Below are 15,161 nucleotides of genomic sequence, written 5' to 3'. Positions count from 1 at the left end.
CCTCACCAAGGAGTCCGCCGGGATTTCAACGGGATGTTGCCTAGAATTTGGCCCGAACACGATACACGGGAGGGGAGCGGTGACCGTGCGACGGGACTTCCAGGAGCCTGCCAGATGCCGCCCCGACCTGGTCATCGGACGGGAGGAACTGGTCGCGGCCGCCCGCGCCCAGCTGACCGGCGGCGGCAGTGTGCTGCTGCACGGCCCGGCCGGAATAGGCAAGTCGACCGTGCTGCGGGCACTGGCCGCGGATTACGGCGACTCCGCCCGCACCGTCCTGCGCTGCTCGGCGACCGAGTCCGAATCGCACCTTCCCTTCCTCGCGCTGGCCGACCTCTTCGGACTGGTCCTCGGCGAGGTGTCCGACAAGCTGCCCGCCGCCCAGCTCACGGCCCTGGAGGCGGCGCTCACCGGCCGCGGCGAGTCGACCCTGCAACGCGACGGCCTCGCCCTGCGCCTGGCCGTGCTGTCGGCGCTGCGCGCCCTCGCCGCCGCCGGGCCCGTGCTGCTCGTCGCCGACGACCTCCAGTGGCTGGACTCCGCCAGCGCCGAACTCCTCGGCTTCGCCGCCCGCCGCCTGGGCGACACCCCCGTGCAGCTGCTGTGCGCGGTGCGGACCGAGGGGCAGGAGTACGACCGCCATCTACGCGCGTCCCCGCCCGACACCCTCGCCGTCCGGCTGAACCCGCTCTCCCGCGCCCAGGTGTCCGCCCTGCTCGACCACCGCGGCTACACCGACCTGCCGCGCTCCACGATGCGGGAGATCCACCGCACGAGCGGCGGCAACCCGCTGTTCGCGCTGGAGCTCGGCCGCGCACTCGGCGAGAACCCGACCCCGCCGCGCCCCGGCGAGCCGCTGCCGGTGCCGACCTCGCTGCGCGACCTGGTGCTCAGCCGGCTCGACATGCTCTCCGGCGAGGCCCGCCGCACCCTGCTCGTCGCCAGCGCGGGCGCCCGCCCCACGCTCGCCCTGCTCCAGGCGGCCGGCCGGGAGAACGCCGAGGCGGAGACCGCCCAGGCCGCCGCGCTCGGCCTGCTGGCGACGGAACCCGACGGGCCGGCCGTACGGTTCGCGCATCCGCTGATCTCGGCCGCGCTGTACGCCGAGGCGCCCGCGCAGGAACGCCGGGCCGCGCACGCCGCGCTGTCCACGGCGGCCTCCGACCCGATCGAGCGGGCCCGGCACCTCGCGCTGTCCACGACCGGCACCGACCCGGGCGTGGCCGCGCGGCTCGCGGGGGCCGCCTCGATGGCCCGGGACCGCGGCGCGCCCTCGGTGGCCGCCTCGCTCGGGCTGCTCGCGGCCCGGCACACCCCGCCGCACGGCACGCCCGCCCCGGACGACCGCCGGCTGCAGGCCGCGGAGGACGCGATCACCGCCGGGGAGGTGGACCTCGCCCGGGACATCGCCCACGAGGTGCTGACCCGCGCCTCGGCGCCCGCCGAGCGGGTCCGCGCCTGGATGGTGGTGATCGAGGCCGCCGGGCAGGCGCTGGGCGACGTCGACACCGTCTACCCGCAGGCGCTCTCCGACGCGGGCGACGACCCGGTGCTGCTCGCCCAGGTGCACTACCAGCTCGCCTGGCGCGGTCTGGTCGTCCAGGGGGACTTCGCCGAGGCCCGCCGGCAGGCGGCGCACGCCGCGGAGCTGGCCGCGCGCGGCGAGGACCGGCGCAACGAGCTGATGGCGCTCGCCCTCCAGGCGTCGACGGAGATCCTCATGGGGCATCCGAACGCGCCCGTCACCATCAAGCGGGCCCTGAAAGAGCCTCAGGACCCGTATGTGACGTGCCATCACAACGGCGTCGGCATGGCCAGGTACCGCTGGCTGCTGATGAGCGACCAGCTGCCCGAGGCCCGGGCGACGATCAGCGCGCTGCTGCGCGAGGTGCGCCGGCGGGGCATGGTCGAGAGCGAGGTGCACTTCCAGCGGTTCCTGGCCGACATCGAGCTGCGCTCCGGGCACTGCGGGCGCGCCCTGGACCTGGCCCGGGAGAGTCTGCGGCTGGCCCGGGACTCCGGAATCGGGCTGGGCGCCTCCGCCATGCTCGCCTCCCTCGCGGAGGCGTCCGGCGGGGACGTCGGCCAGGCGCTGGCGCTGGCCCGGGAGGCGGTGGACCGGGCCGAGGAGGACGGCGACCAGATGTATCTGTCGCGGGCTCTGGCCGCCCTGGGCTACGCCCAGTTGGTCGCCGGGGACGCGGCGGGCGCGGTGGGCAGTCTGCGCCGGGTGCGGGAGCTGGAGCAGGGGCTGGGCATCACCGACCCGGCGCGCGGCCGCTGGCAGGGCGACCTGGCCGAGGCCCTGGTCCGCGTCGGTGAGCCGGGCGAGGCGCAGGACGTCATCGACGTCGCCCGGGAGCACGCGCTGCGGCTGGGCCGGGAGAGCGTCCTCGCGGTGCTGGACCGGGCGGAGGCGCTGGTGCGGGCGGCGCGGGGCGACCAGGAGGGGGCGCTGGCCCGGCTGACGTCCGTTCAGGACCGGCTGGCCAAGCTGGGGTACGGGCTGGAGGAGGCGCGGGCGGCGTTCGAGCTGGCGCGGCTGCGCACCCGGCGGCCGGGGCCGACGTCGTACGAGGAGGCGGCGCGGCTGTTCCGGCGGTGCCGGGCGCTGCCGTGGCTGCGGCAGGTGGAGGCCGCCGCCGCGGAGGGGTCGGCCGAGGCGGCCGCCGCGCCCGTGCCGGCGCCCGCGGCCGACGCGATGGAGGGGCTGGCCTCGATGGAGCGTCAGGTGGCGGCGCTGGTCATGGAGGGCGCCACCAACCGGGAGATCGCCGCGCGGCTGTTCATCAGCGTCAAGACGGTGGAGGCGACGCTGACCCGGGTCTACCGCAAGCTGGGGATCCGCTCCCGGGTGGACATCGTCCGGCTGGCGGCGGGGCACCACGCCAAGTAAGGGATCCGCGGGTTTTACTGCCTGCTGTCGAAAGACCGGTACCGGCCCCCGTGGTCTCCCGTGTGCGGTCCGCCGAGGCGACCGAGGGTTTTCCCTGCCCCAACTCCCTTAGGGGGTTCCCTCATTGGGGAGGGTGAACCCCGAGCCCTAGCGTAAGGGACGTGCCGCTCGCCCGGGCACACGGGGCCGGTCCCGCCCCCACTCTCGGCTTCGCTCGAGTGGGGGGACCCCGACCCCGTGCAACCCCCACACCCGCGCGTCCCCCACCGGCCACCTCCCCACGCAAGGAGATCCATGTTCGGGCTCACCCGTGCCAAGAAGACCGCGGCTGTCGTCGCGGCTACCGCGGCGGCTGCCGCGACCGCGTTGATCGGCGCCCCCACCGCTGTCGCCGCGCCGCAGCCCATCGTCGGCGGCACGACCACCACCACGACGGCCTACCCGTTCATGATGCAGATCACGGACGCCTCGCAGAACCAGTTCTGCGGCGGCACGCTCGTCTCCCCGACCAAGGTGGTCACCGCGGCCCACTGCATGGTCGGCGAGACCACGAGCAGCGTGCGGGTGGTCGGCGGCCGGACGTACCTCAACGGGACCAACGGCACGGTCAGCCGGGTCAGCAAGATCTGGATCAACCCGAGCTACACGGACGCCACCGACGGCGACGACGTGGCCGTGCTGACCCTCGCGACGTCGATGCCGTACACCACGGCGTCGTACGTCTCCTCCACCCAGACCGGTGTGTACGCGGCGGGCACCACCGCGCGCATCCTCGGCTGGGGAACCACCTCTTCGAACGGCAGCTCCTCCAACCAGCTGCGGACCGCGACCGTCCCGATCGTGTCCGACGCCAGCTGCGGCAGTTCGTACGGCTCCGACTTCGTCGCGAGCGACATGGTGTGCGCCGGATACACCTCCGGCGGCGTAGACACCTGCCAGGGCGACAGCGGCGGTCCCCTGCTCATCGGGGGCGTCCTGGCAGGGATCACTTCTTGGGGCGAGGGCTGTGCCCAGGCGGGTTACCCGGGTGTCTACACCCGGCTGACCACCTTCTCCAGCCTGGTGACCGCACAGGTCAACTCCTAGCCCCGAGCGCTCCCCGAGCCCGGCTCGGGGACAAGACCGGGGGGCGTTGCGGGCCTCCACGAGCGGCCCGCAGCGCCCCCTCTCCATGCCCGACGGGTGCCGGGGGGCGCCCTGTGAGGGTCAGCGCCGTGCGACGGTCGTGAACCGGATGTCGTACGGCGTCTCCGCGTACAGGCACGCGAGCATGTGCTCCGCTTCCGCCGCCACCTCCTCGCGCCGGGCCCTGTCCAGGTCGGCGAACGGTTCGATGACGAGGGCGTCCGGTTCGAGTCGCCACACTCCGGCCACGAAGCCGTCGACGAGGAACGTGCGGTGGGCCTGGTTGCCCTGCCAGGTGCGGCCCCGGTAGGGGGCCGGGACGACGCGGGTGCGGTCGGCGTGGGACAGGAGCAGGTTGTCGAACTCGGGGAGGAAGCGGGGCGGGGCGGGGGTGTCCGGGTCGGGGCGGGGGACGTCGGGGAGGTCGAAGAGTTCGACGCCGTGCTCGTCGCGGAAGGCGAGGAGCCGCGGGCGGAGGCGCTCGAAGGCCTCGCGCAGCCGGGTGAGGCCGGCCCAGGTCTGCATGTCCTTGACGGAGGCCGGGCCGAAGGCGGCGAGGTAGCGCAGGACGACGTCGTCGACCGGCGGCGCGGGTTCGGCGGGGCGGCCCAGCCAGTGCTCGGCGGTGGTGAGGGCGACCTGACCGGACCGTCCCCACAGCCCGCGCGGGGTGACCTGCACCAGGGGAAGCATGCAGCGGGCGGCGACCGCCAGGGACTGCGGGTCGGCGTCCGGCCACCGCGCGCCGAGTTCTTCGCGCAGTCGCCCCATGGTGCGCGGCTCGGCCTCGACGAGGTCTCGGGCGAGTGCGGCGAGCCGCCCGAGGTCGACGCCGGCGAGGCCGGCGCGGAACGCGGTCAGTTCCCGCTCCCGGGCGGGCTGCACCAGCGGGCGCAGGGTGAGGCAGTCGTCGGCGGTGTGGGTGTGCAGGGTCGAGCGCAGGGTGACCATCCGGGCGACCTGACGGTCCGCCATGAGCGTCGAGAGGGCCTCGGGCGCGAAGCCGTCGAGGCGGGCGGCGAGGGCGTGGTACGGCGGCCTGACGTTCTGCGCCTGCAGTCCGACGAGGTGGGCGACGGCCGCCTCGGGCGTGAGCCGGGAGCGGCTCAGCAGGAGCTGCCGGCCGAGGGTCGCCCGGTTGAGCGCGCGCACGCCGAGCACGGGGGCGGGGGCCGTCGTCTTCGTCATGCCGGGCACGGTAGCGGGCGCGGTGGGGCTGTGACTGCGGGACCGAACATCGGCATGACGCCGATCAGCCCGCCCGGCGGTGGTCCCACGCCGGCCAATGTTGTGCACTTCGTTGACTGCGGTCACATCTGCGCCTACTTTCGCGGTGTCCTTCCCCCGGTCAAGGGAGACCGCGATGCCTTCGTCCCCCGTCGCATCCGCATCACCGTCCAGGACCCCCGAACAGACCCGGCAGCTGCGCCGGGTCGCCCTCTCCGGCCTGCTCGGCACGGCCGTCGAGTTCTACGACTTCCTCGTCTACGGCACCGTCGCCGCGCTCGTCTTCGGCGAACTGTTCTTCCCCGGCGCCGATCCCGCCGTCGGCACGGTCGCCGCGTTCGGCACCTTCGCCGCCGGCTATGTCGCCCGGCCGCTCGGCGGCGTCCTCTTCGGCCACTTCGGCGACCGGCTGGGCCGCAAGTCGATGCTGCTGCTCACCATGGGCCTGATGGGCGGCGCCAGCTTCCTCATCGGCCTGCTCCCCACCTACGACACGATCGGCGTCTGGGCGCCGGTGCTGCTGATCGCCCTGCGGGTGGTCCAGGGCATCGCCATCGGCGGCGAGTGGGGCGGGGCCACGCTGATGGTCGTCGAGCACGCCGGGGAGCGGCGGCGCGGGCTGTGGTCGAGTTTCACGCAGATGGGAGCCCCGCTCGGCTCCCTGCTGTCGACCGCCGTCGTCACCCTCGTGGTCGCCCTGCCCCGGGAGGAGTTCGCGGCGTGGGGCTGGCGTGTGCCGTTCCTGCTGAGCGTGGTCCTGCTCGGCGTCGGGCTGTTCGTGCGGCTGCGGGTGGTGGAGAGTCCGCTGTTCGCCGAGGTGAGGAAGGACCGCGCCGAGGCGCGGCTGCCGGTCCTCGACGTGCTGCGCCGGCCGCGCCCGCTGCTGCTGGCCTGCTGCGTCGGCATCGGCGCGTTCACCGCCCAGTCGCTGCTGACCAGCTACATGATCGCGTACGCCACCGGCATCGGCTACGCCCGCCCGCAGGTCCTCACCGCGCTCACGGTGTCCGCCTGCGTCGCGCTCGTCGTCCTGCCCTGCGCCTCCGCGCTGTCCGACCGGGTCGGCCGCCGCCCGGTCGTCCTGGCCGGGGCCGTCGCCTCGGCCGCGCTCGCCTTCCCCGTGCTGGCGCTGGTCGACTCCGGGTCGCCCGGGCTGCTGATCCTCGCCGTCGCCCTCGGCCACGGCGTCGCCCAGTCGACGATGTACGGGCCGCTGGGCGCCCTGCTCACCGAGATGTTCGGCACCCGGGTCCGCTACACCGGCGCCTCCCTCGGCTACCAGGGCGCCACCCTGGTCGGCGCCGGCTTCTCCCCCATGATCGCCGGCAGCCTGGTGGCCGCGAGCGGCGACAGCACGCCCGTCGCCCTGCTGCTCTGCGGCGGCGCCGCGATCACCGCGCTGACCGTGCTGTTCGTCCGCGAGACCAGCAAGGACTCCCTCACCGAGGCCGCCGGACGGCCCGCCGCAGCCCACACGGAAGAGGTCACGGCATGACGACGGACGCCGCCGCCGAGAACCCCCGGGGCACCCGCATCCCCCTTCAGGGAACTCCCCGTAAGGGCGCCCGCCCGCACCGGGCCGCCCTCGGGCGCCACCGCCGGGCCGCCGGCCCCGGCGCGCTCCGCCGGTCCGTCCGCCGCGCCGCCTGCGCCGCCGCGTCCGTACTGGCGGTCGCCGCTGTGCCCGCGCCGGGCGCGACGGCCACCACCGGCGCCGTCCAGGCGGGCGCCAGTCACGTCGAGGGCCGGCTGCCCTCGGGGGCCATGTACGTCATGGACGTGCCCGCGACCTGGAACGGCACCGTGCTGCTCTACAGCCACGGCTACACCCCCTCCGGCGCGCCCAACCCGGCCCGCAACGGACCCGACGGGGCCACGGACTCCCTTCTGCTGGGCAAGGGGTACGCGCTCATCGGTTCCTCCTACGCCACCACCGGCTGGGCGGTGACCGACGCGGTCCCCGACCAGATCGCCACCCTTTCCGCGTTCGCCGACCGCTTCGGCGCGGCCCGCCGCACGATCGCCTGGGGCACGTCGTACGGCGGTCTGGTCACCACCGCCCTCGCCGAACGGCACGGCGCCCGGATCGACGGCTCGCTGTCCCTGTGCGGTCTGGTCCACGGCGGGGTGGCCAACTGGAACAACACCCTCGACCCGGTGTTCGCCCTCAAGACGCTCCTCGCGCCCGGCTCCCGGATCCCCCTGACCGGCCTGCCCGATCAGAGCACCGCAACCGCCGCGGCCGACGCCCTGGCCACCGCGGTCGACTCGGCGCAGTCCACGGCCGCGGGGCGGGCCCGGATCGCGCTGGCCGCCGCCCTGCACAACATCCCGGTGTGGAACCAGCCCGGCCAGCCCCGGCCGGCCCCCGCCGACCTGGACGCCCAGCAGGCCAACCAGTACGAGGCCGTCAAGGGCCTGGTCAAGGTCGCCGCCTTCAACTGGCGGCAGGAGGCCGAGGCCAGGGCCGGCGGCAACATGTCGTGGAACACCGGCGTCGACTACGCGCGGCTCCTCGGCCGGTCCTCCGTCCGCGACGAGGTCACCGCGCTGTACCGGAAGGCCGGGCTGTCGCTGAAGGCCGACCTCGCCACGCTCGACCACGCCCCGCGGATCGGCGCCGACCGGGCCGCTCTCGCCTGGATGAGCCGCACCAGCTCCTTCACCGGCCGGCTGACCAAGCCGCAGCTGTCCGTCCACACCGTGGGCGACGCCCTCGTCCCCGTCCAGACGGAGAGCGCCCTGCTCCGCGCGGTCACCGCCGCCGGTACGACCCCGCTCCTGCGGCAGGCGTACACCGACGCCCCCGGCCACTGCACCTTCAGCCCCGCCGAGCAGCTCGCCGCCCTGCACGCGCTGGAGGACCGCATCGCCACCGGCGCATGGCGCGGCGCCGGCCCCGACGCCCTCAACTCCCGTGCGGCGTCGGCCGATCCCACGACTCCCTCCCGCTACGTCCGGTACGGCCCCGCCCCGTACCCGCGGCCGTACGACCTTGCGCATCCCGCCGACCGCCCCTGACCCCGTACGGCCGTCCGCCGGGCCGTCGGCGGACGGCCGTACCCTTTCCCCCGTGGAGGACGACGACATCCTGGACACCACGCACGACGACAGCACGCACGACGACAGCACGGACGGCGGCAGCGGCGGCGCGGGCGGTGACGCCCCGGACGCCCCCGCGCCGCGCCCCCAGTCGCTCATGCTGACCTTCTTCGGCAACCACGTGCTGGACGAGGGGCAGTTGTGCGTCTACTCGGGGAGCATCATCGACGTCCTCGGCCGGGTCGGGGTGGGCGAGCAGGCCGTGCGCTCCACGCTGACGCGCATGGTCAACCGGGGGCTGCTGTGCCGGCAGCGCGAGGGCCGCAGGATGTACTTCGGGCTCACCCCGCAGGCGGTGCGCGTCCTGGAGGACGGCCGGGTGCGCATCTGGCAGCAGGGCGCGGTCAACGACGACTGGGACGGTTCCTGGACCCTGCTCGGCTTCTCGCTGCCCGACTCCTGGAAGCGGCAGCGCCACGACCTGCGCTCCCGGCTCGCCTGGTCCGGGTTCGGCGCACTGTACAGCGGGCTGTGGATCGCGCCGGGGGACGTCGACGTGTCCGCCGTCGTCGCGGAGCTGGGGCTGACCGACCACGTCAAGATCTTCCACGCCCGGGCCGACACGGCCACCGACATCGAGCTGATGGTGCGCGACACCTGGGACCTGGAGAGCATCGCCGCCCGTTACGTCACCTTCGACAAACGCTGGACCGCCCACCTGGGGGCCGGCTCGGGGGACGATCCCATCGCGACGAGGCTGCGGCTGGTCAGCGAATGGCTGGGGACGATCCGCACCGACCCCCGGCTGCCCGCCGTGCACCTCCCCCGCGCCTGGCCGGCCGGCCCGGCCCAGGAGACCTTCCGCCGCGTCGCCGACCAGACCGCATCGCCGGCCCGGCGGACGGCCCGCGCCCTGCTGGAGACGACTCCGATGCGGTAGGCGGGCGGACGAGTGAACCCGGCGGTACGGCCTTCCTCGGTCAACGCCCGTCAGAGGATGCCCCCATGTGCCGCATTTCTTGCACTCCCCGTATACCTCCGCAATCCACCCACCCGGTGTCCGGCATGCCCCCTAAAGTCGCAGGCGGTCGACCGACCCACCCGCCGACCCGGGAGGTATCCGCCGTGATCCGTCTCAGCCCGCCCGACCCTCGTCCGCTCGCCCGCGTCGTCGGCCCCGAGGACGCCGACGACGCGCTGATACCGAACTGCTGACGGACCGTCAGCCGCATTCACCAGGACCGCAGCGCCCGCACCGCGCGGTCCTCCCGCAGCCGGCTCGCGTGGTCCGTCAGGTGCGAGGGGCGCAACTCGCCGAAGAGGGAGGGGCGTCCACGGTTGGCGCTCTCGTCGAGCCACTCCAGTACCCGCCAGGCGCAACGGAACTGATGGTCCACCAGATGGGCGGGGAGCCGCGGGTCCGCCGCCGGGAGGGCGCGGGGCGGATCGGGCAGCGTCAGCAGGAGGTCGCCGCCCACGGGCAGCCCGCGACCGCCGCGCCGGGCGTGCAGGACGTCCTCGACGCGCTCCAGGGCGCGGTCGATGCCGGCCCGCCACACCTCCCCCGGCGTTCCCCGGACCGAGGTGAGGTCCCGGCGGGCGGCCCACCAGTCGAGGTGCCGGTGCGAGGGGCGGACGTACACCACTCGCGCGCCGGTCTCCCGCAGCAGGTCCGCCATGACGTGCCCGTAGTGGCCCTCCTCGGCGAACACGTACGGCTTGACCAGGACGACCGCGGGCCAGTTCTCCTGGAGCCGGACCCGCTCCGCGATATGACGTGCCGTCACCGCCCAGCCGCGCAGCCGGCCCGACCTGCGGTCCAGGGGGTCGCCCTGCACGACCCGGCCGCCGTCCACCTCGGTGGCCGAGCTGACCGGCACGTACTCCCAGCCGAGCGCGTCGGCGACCAGGGCGGCGGTGAGCGCGGCCGACCAGACGGCGCCGACCACCACCAACGGCCGCTGGTCGACGCCCCGCCACGGGTAGGCGGCCTGCCGGTGCAGATCGACCAGGCAGTTCTGCACGAGGAGATGCCCCGGCCACTCGGCGGCCGCCGACGCCCACAGCGAGGTGCCGGGCTCGCCCTGCCAGCTGAACTCCCCCGCCGCACGCAGGGCCTCGGAGACGACGATCCCCAACTCGGCCCTGACACGGGCGTGTTCACCGTCACCGTCGTCCACGGCGGCGCCGTCCGGCAGCCGGGCGGCCGAAGGGCCCGCGCGGAGCGCCCGTTCGGCCAGCTCCCGCCAGGGCAGCGCCTCGGCCCCGCTGGCGAGCCGGAACTCGCCCACCAGCGCCGTGGACACGGGGTACTCCCGGCCCGAGACGAGGTGCGACAGGCCGACCCGGAAGCGCGCCGCGGCCCGCCGGTCGCCGCACAGCGCGGCCGCGGCCCGCAGCGGCGCGGGCAGCCTGGCCTGCGTGAACCCTCGTACGTACGCCTCGATGCCGCTGATCGCGGACAGCGCCGCCACCAGTTCGGGCGGCGGTTCGTAGGCGGCCGGGGACGGCGCCTCGCCGCGGGGCAGCCAGCCGATGTCCGCGAACACCCGCGCCGGACTCACCCCGGCGAGCTCCGCCAGCGCCCGCACGAAGCGGGGCGGCGGCATGCGCTCGCCCAGCATGTACTTGCGCACCGTCTCCGCCTTGTACCCGAGGGCGTTGGCGAGCGCGCTGTCGCCGCCGGGCCGTCCCTGCGCCACCGAGGCGGCCCGGCATCCCTCCAACGCCGTTCTCACCCGCTCCCGTTCTTCCCGGCTGTAGGTCATCGGCCCCCCTCGGCCCCTCCGTCCCGTCACTCCCCGTACGGAAATGGTGACACGAACGTACGGATCGGGCGGGCGGAACGTCTCGACGCTGCGCGAATCTGACCCCGGGACATCCGTTCCCGCCGGCGCCGGGCCGAGCGCGACCCGCGTCTGGGGACGGAGGAGGGAGTGCAAGATGACGCCGGAGAAGCCCCCGGGGGGATCCATGCCGACCAGTGCGAAGCCGCCGGACGACGTCCCGACGGTGACCAAGTGGCCGCCGTTCCACCCGGGAAGCGTCCTGGGCGGGTACCGCCGCCTGGCCCGCTACGTGAGCGTCCCGGCGCTCACCGGCCTCGACCTCGTGGAGCACGAGGCGCACAAGTGGCGTGGGGATCCGCAGGAGTTGCTGAAGCGGCTCTACGAGCGCCTCCGTCACAAGCGGATCCCGTACAACCAGGCCTGGAGCGCCGGGACCCACCAGCGGGTCCGCGACCCGCACCTGATCGACCGCAGCTCCGGCACCTGCCTCGACCTGGTCCTGATGTTCGCCGCGATGTGCGAGGCGGCCGGCCTGAGGCCCTACGTGACCGTCCTGGGCGACCACGCCCTCCTCCTGGTGCACACGGACCCCGACGCCACTCCGGGACAGCTGTCCGAGCCCCCGGTGACGTCCTGGCACGACCACGACCGGGGCGTCTTCCTCGCCTACGGCGAAGGGCTGCGGCTCAGGGCCGGCACGGCGATCGACGTGGTCGGCGCCTGCCGGGGCGAGGACCCGACCTTCGCCGAGGCGTGCGCGAGCGGGGCGCGCCGGCTGGAGTCCGGGCAGGACGACGTCCGCATGGTCGACGTCGTCGCCCTGCACGCGGAGGGCGGCGAGGACGTGGCCGAACTCCCGCTGGTGCGCGACGAGTCGAGGCCGGTGATCTACCGGCGGCTGCCGGCCCGGCCGCAGTTCGTCGACTTCCCCGGGCGGGACAAGTTCATGGCGGAGCTGCGGGACCTCGCGGCACGCGGCGGCACGGTGGTGCTGCACGGCCCGCAGGGCATCGGCAAGAGCATGGTCGCCCACCGGCTCGCGGCCGGCGCGGACGAGGGATGCGGATGGTTCCTCGACGCCTTCGACCAGCGGACGCTGACCGCCTCCCTCGGCGACGCGGAGACCGAGGAGCGGGGGCTCGGCGGCGACGCGCTGGACGACTACGACCGCGCCGTGTTCGCCGCGCTGGCCATGGAGCGGCTCGCCGACGCCAACGGTCCCTGGGTGGTCGTCCTGGACAACGTCGACGTCGACCCCACCGAGCTGCGCCTGCCCAGGCCCGGCCGGCCCGGCCAGCTCGTGGTCGTCACCACCACCAACGCCAAGTGGGCCGACCCGGAGAGGCATCCCGCCTTACGGAACGCCTGCGGCAAGGAAGTCCCCGAGCTGGACGCCGACGACCTCCCGCACGTCCTGGACGTGGCGGACGCGCCCACGGAACTCCTCGCCGGTCGCCCCCTGCTGCTCGAAGCCAGCGCGCGGCTGCTCCAGGCGACCGGCCGGGCGTGGTGGAGGCACCCCGCCGACCGTCCCGCCGCCCCCGGTCAGGTGCCGGCGGCCATCTGGTCGACGGTGGTGCGTGCGGCCGACGCGGGAGCCCCGGCCGGCCCTCTGCACGACCCCGCCCTCATCGAGCGCCGGCTGGCCACGGTCATGGCGTGGCTGCCGCCCTCCGGCCTCTCCCCCGAACTGCTCACCCTGGCGGTACGCGACGAGGCGAGCGGGGCCGGGGCACGGCCCGAAGAGGTGCGCGCCGGTCTGGAGCGGCTGCGCGCGCTGGGACTGATCGAGTTCACCGGCGGCCTGGCGACCATGCACCGGCTCTTCCAGCACGCCGTGCGCGAGCACGGCCTGCGGTGGAACGCGGCCGACACCGCCGCACTGGTCGGCGGTGTCCACCGGAACTTCTTCACCGCGACCAGCGCGAGGCAGCCCGCCGGCGCCCGGCGGGCCGGTCTTTCCACGCCCTTCGACCTGGTCCTGGACCCCCGCCAAGTCGGCTCGGTCGCCGACCTGTTGACGCACCAGCCGGCGGACCTGGACGCCTTCCGCAGCCTGCACGCGCTCGGTGTGCTCGTGGAACGCCAGGATCCGGCGGCGGCGACCGAGTGCTTCCAGAAGGCCCTCGAACGGGTCGCGCACCACGAGGCGGACACCGACGCGGAGTTGCGGATCATGCGCTCCGACTGCCTGCGCGGCAAGGCACGGGTCGTGCACCGCACCCCGGGCCGATCGCCGTGGGGCACCGTCGACGACGCGATCGGCTGGGCGATCGAGGCGCGGAAGCTGTGCGACGTCCCGGGCGCCGGCCGCGACGAGCAACTGGCCGCGTCCCGCGCCGAGGCCATGCACGGCCTGCTGATCCGCAGGAAGGCGAACACGGACGGCCTCACCGCGGGACAGCGGCTGGCCCTGCTGCGCGAGGCCGAGGTCCTCCTGCGCAACAGTGCCGCCGAGCGGGAGCTGCTCACCGGCGAGGACTCGCCCGACACGGACCGCGGTCGCTTCAACCTCGCCGGTCTGGAGGTCTCCCTGGCCCAGGTCGACCCCGACCTTCCGCCGCAGCGTCACCTCGACGCGGCGGAGGAGCACTACCAGGCGGTGCTGACCCTGCGTGAACACCGGTACGGCACACGGCATCTGGAGGAGGTGATCACCTGTGTCAACGGGCTGGCACTGGTGAACTTCTACCGCGCCGTCCTCCAGGACGTCGGACCGGCCCAGCGCGTCACCTTCCTCACCTACGCCCTGCGCTTCGCGCACGAGGCGCTGGAGGTGCGCCAGAGCCTCGCGATCCCCATCGAGCTCAACGTGATGAAGAGCCTCGACATCCTCGCCAAGACCGCCCTCGCCCGCCTCGACGCCCGTCAACCGGCCGCGCACGCCCGGGAGACGGCCGGCGCGGCCTCCGAGAAGCTGTACACGACCTACCGGCGCGAGTCCGCCGACGGCCGGTTCACCGTCCGTCCCGCGCCCGAACCCCCCAGCCTGCCGGGCATCCCCGCCCAGCAGTCCGCCCAGGAAAAGGAACCCTCATGAGCACGCGCTTCCCCCGGCCCACGCTGCCCGGCAGCGGCAAGGACCTGATCTCCGACATCGACGCCTATCTGGCCTCCGACGCCATGCGGGCGCTGGTCGCCGCCTTCCACGGCGACCCGGACGGGCTGTCCGGCCCCGCGGCCACCCTGACGGAACGCATCGACCGGCTCTACGAGTTCACCGCCACCGTCAGCACGCGCCTGGAGGACCAGGAGCGCAACACGGCCGACGAACTGCCGATGACCCCCGACCAGGCCGACACCACCCTGGCCGCCGTCACCGCGCTCGGCCTGTGCGACGAACTCCCGCCCCGGCACCGCGAGTACGACCATGTGCTGATGCTGGGCGGTCTCGTCCGCGCCTGCTTCAACCGCCCGGCCTACGCCGCCCGGCTCGTCGACGACGGTGTGGTGAGCGCCGGCGCCGTCACCGCCCTCGGCGGTTACCGCGACTTCGAGGCGTCCGACGGGAGCGTCGAAAACCCGGACGAGCGGGAGTCCGCGATCTCCGAGCGGCTCGGGCACCCCGACCTCAAGAACGAGTACCAGGCGCTCGACCTCGGCACCCGGCTGGCGTTCGGGCTCGGCGACCCCGAACACGTCGAGGGCGAGGAGTCCCCCGACCCGGTGAAGCTGCCCGGTCTGACCTGGGGCATCCGTCACTACCGCAGGGGCGACGGGCTGTCCGTGCGGGTGGCCGCGGCGCCGTCCGAGAACCCGAAGTGGCGGGCCCACACCGGCGAGACGTACGCCTTCTTCGCCGAACGGATGACCTCGCTGAAGCCGGGTGCGCGGCTGCTGCTGGTGACCACGCCCATCTACGCGCCCATGCAGCACTTCACGGCCGTCCGGATGCTCGCGCTGCCGTACGACGTGGAGGTGGAGACCATCGGCGGCGACGTGCCGGACCGGGCGCCCGCCCTGCGCCAGACGTTCACCCCGACGAAGTACCTCAACGATCTGCGCACCACCGTACGGGCCCTGCGGGCCCTCGCGGAGGACGCGCTCGCACGCGACGAACTGGGCTGAAGGAGAGGACGGGG

The 15,161-nt window shown here is 74.4% G+C and carries 9 protein-coding genes; 7 read left to right on the top strand and 2 right to left on the bottom strand.

Features of this window, described 5'->3' with window-relative positions; translation table 11 throughout:
- The first annotated feature begins 79 nt into the window (after positions 1-79).
- On the top strand, positions 80-2,896 hold the full coding sequence (locus ACFYXA_RS01960) for an AAA family ATPase (protein ID WP_389027467.1): 2,817 nt from the start codon (positions 80-82) through the stop codon (positions 2,894-2,896).
- A gap of 294 nt (positions 2,897-3,190) precedes the next feature.
- The gene (locus ACFYXA_RS01955; protein WP_352249353.1) at positions 3,191-3,982 is read left to right on the top strand and encodes a serine protease; all 792 of its coding nucleotides are present in this window, start codon (positions 3,191-3,193) and stop codon (positions 3,980-3,982) included.
- Positions 3,983-4,102: 120 nt separating this feature from the next.
- On the opposite strand, the gene ACFYXA_RS01950 is transcribed toward ACFYXA_RS01955, so the two are convergent.
- Positions 4,103-5,209, bottom strand: coding sequence for a winged helix DNA-binding domain-containing protein (locus ACFYXA_RS01950; RefSeq protein WP_389027464.1), 1,107 nt, complete (start codon positions 5,207-5,209; stop codon positions 4,103-4,105).
- A 175-nt stretch (positions 5,210-5,384) separates the two neighbouring features.
- Here ACFYXA_RS01950 and ACFYXA_RS01945 point away from each other — a divergent pair, with 175 nt between their 5' ends.
- Genes ACFYXA_RS01945 through ACFYXA_RS01935 form a run of 3 tightly spaced genes read left to right on the top strand, consistent with a single transcriptional unit; the run spans position 5,385 to position 9,230 of the window.
- Positions 5,385-6,743: an MFS transporter gene (locus tag ACFYXA_RS01945; protein ID WP_389027462.1), complete on the top strand. Its 1,359-nt coding sequence runs from the start codon at positions 5,385-5,387 to the stop codon at positions 6,741-6,743.
- Complete coding sequence (locus tag ACFYXA_RS01940; protein ID WP_389027460.1) at positions 6,740-8,269, top strand: hypothetical protein; 1,530 nt, start codon at positions 6,740-6,742, stop codon at positions 8,267-8,269. The genes ACFYXA_RS01945 and ACFYXA_RS01940 overlap by 4 nt, the downstream gene beginning before the upstream one ends.
- A 52-nt stretch (positions 8,270-8,321) precedes the next feature.
- On the top strand, positions 8,322-9,230 hold the full coding sequence (locus ACFYXA_RS01935) for a PaaX family transcriptional regulator C-terminal domain-containing protein (RefSeq protein WP_389027458.1): 909 nt from the start codon (positions 8,322-8,324) through the stop codon (positions 9,228-9,230).
- A gap of 292 nt (positions 9,231-9,522) precedes the next feature.
- Here the strand turns inward: ACFYXA_RS01935 and ACFYXA_RS01930 are convergent, their stop codons facing one another.
- On the bottom strand, positions 9,523-11,058 hold the full coding sequence (locus ACFYXA_RS01930; protein ID WP_389027456.1) for a helix-turn-helix domain-containing protein: 1,536 nt from the start codon (positions 11,056-11,058) through the stop codon (positions 9,523-9,525).
- Positions 11,059-11,263: 205 nt separating this feature from the next.
- Here ACFYXA_RS01930 and ACFYXA_RS01925 point away from each other — a divergent pair, with 205 nt between their 5' ends.
- Both ACFYXA_RS01925 and ACFYXA_RS01920 read left to right on the top strand, forming a co-directional pair.
- Positions 11,264-14,119, top strand: coding sequence for an AAA family ATPase (locus tag ACFYXA_RS01925; protein ID WP_389027454.1), 2,856 nt, complete (start codon positions 11,264-11,266; stop codon positions 14,117-14,119).
- The gene (locus ACFYXA_RS01920; RefSeq protein WP_389027452.1) at positions 14,116-15,147 is read left to right on the top strand and encodes a hypothetical protein; all 1,032 of its coding nucleotides are present in this window, start codon (positions 14,116-14,118) and stop codon (positions 15,145-15,147) included. The genes ACFYXA_RS01925 and ACFYXA_RS01920 overlap by 4 nt, the downstream gene beginning before the upstream one ends.
- Positions 15,148-15,161 lie beyond the last annotated feature (14 nt).

Origin of the sequence: Streptomyces sp. NPDC002566 (genome assembly GCF_042889585.1) — a bacterium.
In the GTDB taxonomy this organism is placed as follows: Bacteria; Actinomycetota; Actinomycetes; order Streptomycetales; family Streptomycetaceae; genus Streptomyces.
This window is presented reverse-complemented; position numbering and strand designations above follow the sequence as displayed.

Bases quoted from the DNA above. Each gene is read 5' to 3' on its own strand.
- ACFYXA_RS01955 (WP_352249353.1), top strand. From the start codon at position 3,191: ATGTTCGGGCTCACCCGTGCCAAGAAGACCGCGGCTGTCGTCGCGGCT.
- ACFYXA_RS01940 (WP_389027460.1), top strand. From the start codon at position 6,740: ATGACGACGGACGCCGCCGCCGAGAACCCCCGGGGCACCCGCATCCCC.
- ACFYXA_RS01945 (WP_389027462.1), top strand. From the start codon at position 5,385: ATGCCTTCGTCCCCCGTCGCATCCGCATCACCGTCCAGGACCCCCGAA.
- ACFYXA_RS01950 (WP_389027464.1), bottom strand. From the start codon at position 5,209: ATGACGAAGACGACGGCCCCCGCCCCCGTGCTCGGCGTGCGCGCGCTC.
- ACFYXA_RS01925 (WP_389027454.1), top strand. From the start codon at position 11,264: ATGCCGACCAGTGCGAAGCCGCCGGACGACGTCCCGACGGTGACCAAG.
- ACFYXA_RS01920 (WP_389027452.1), top strand. From the start codon at position 14,116: ATGAGCACGCGCTTCCCCCGGCCCACGCTGCCCGGCAGCGGCAAGGAC.
- ACFYXA_RS01930 (WP_389027456.1), bottom strand. From the start codon at position 11,058: ATGACCTACAGCCGGGAAGAACGGGAGCGGGTGAGAACGGCGTTGGAG.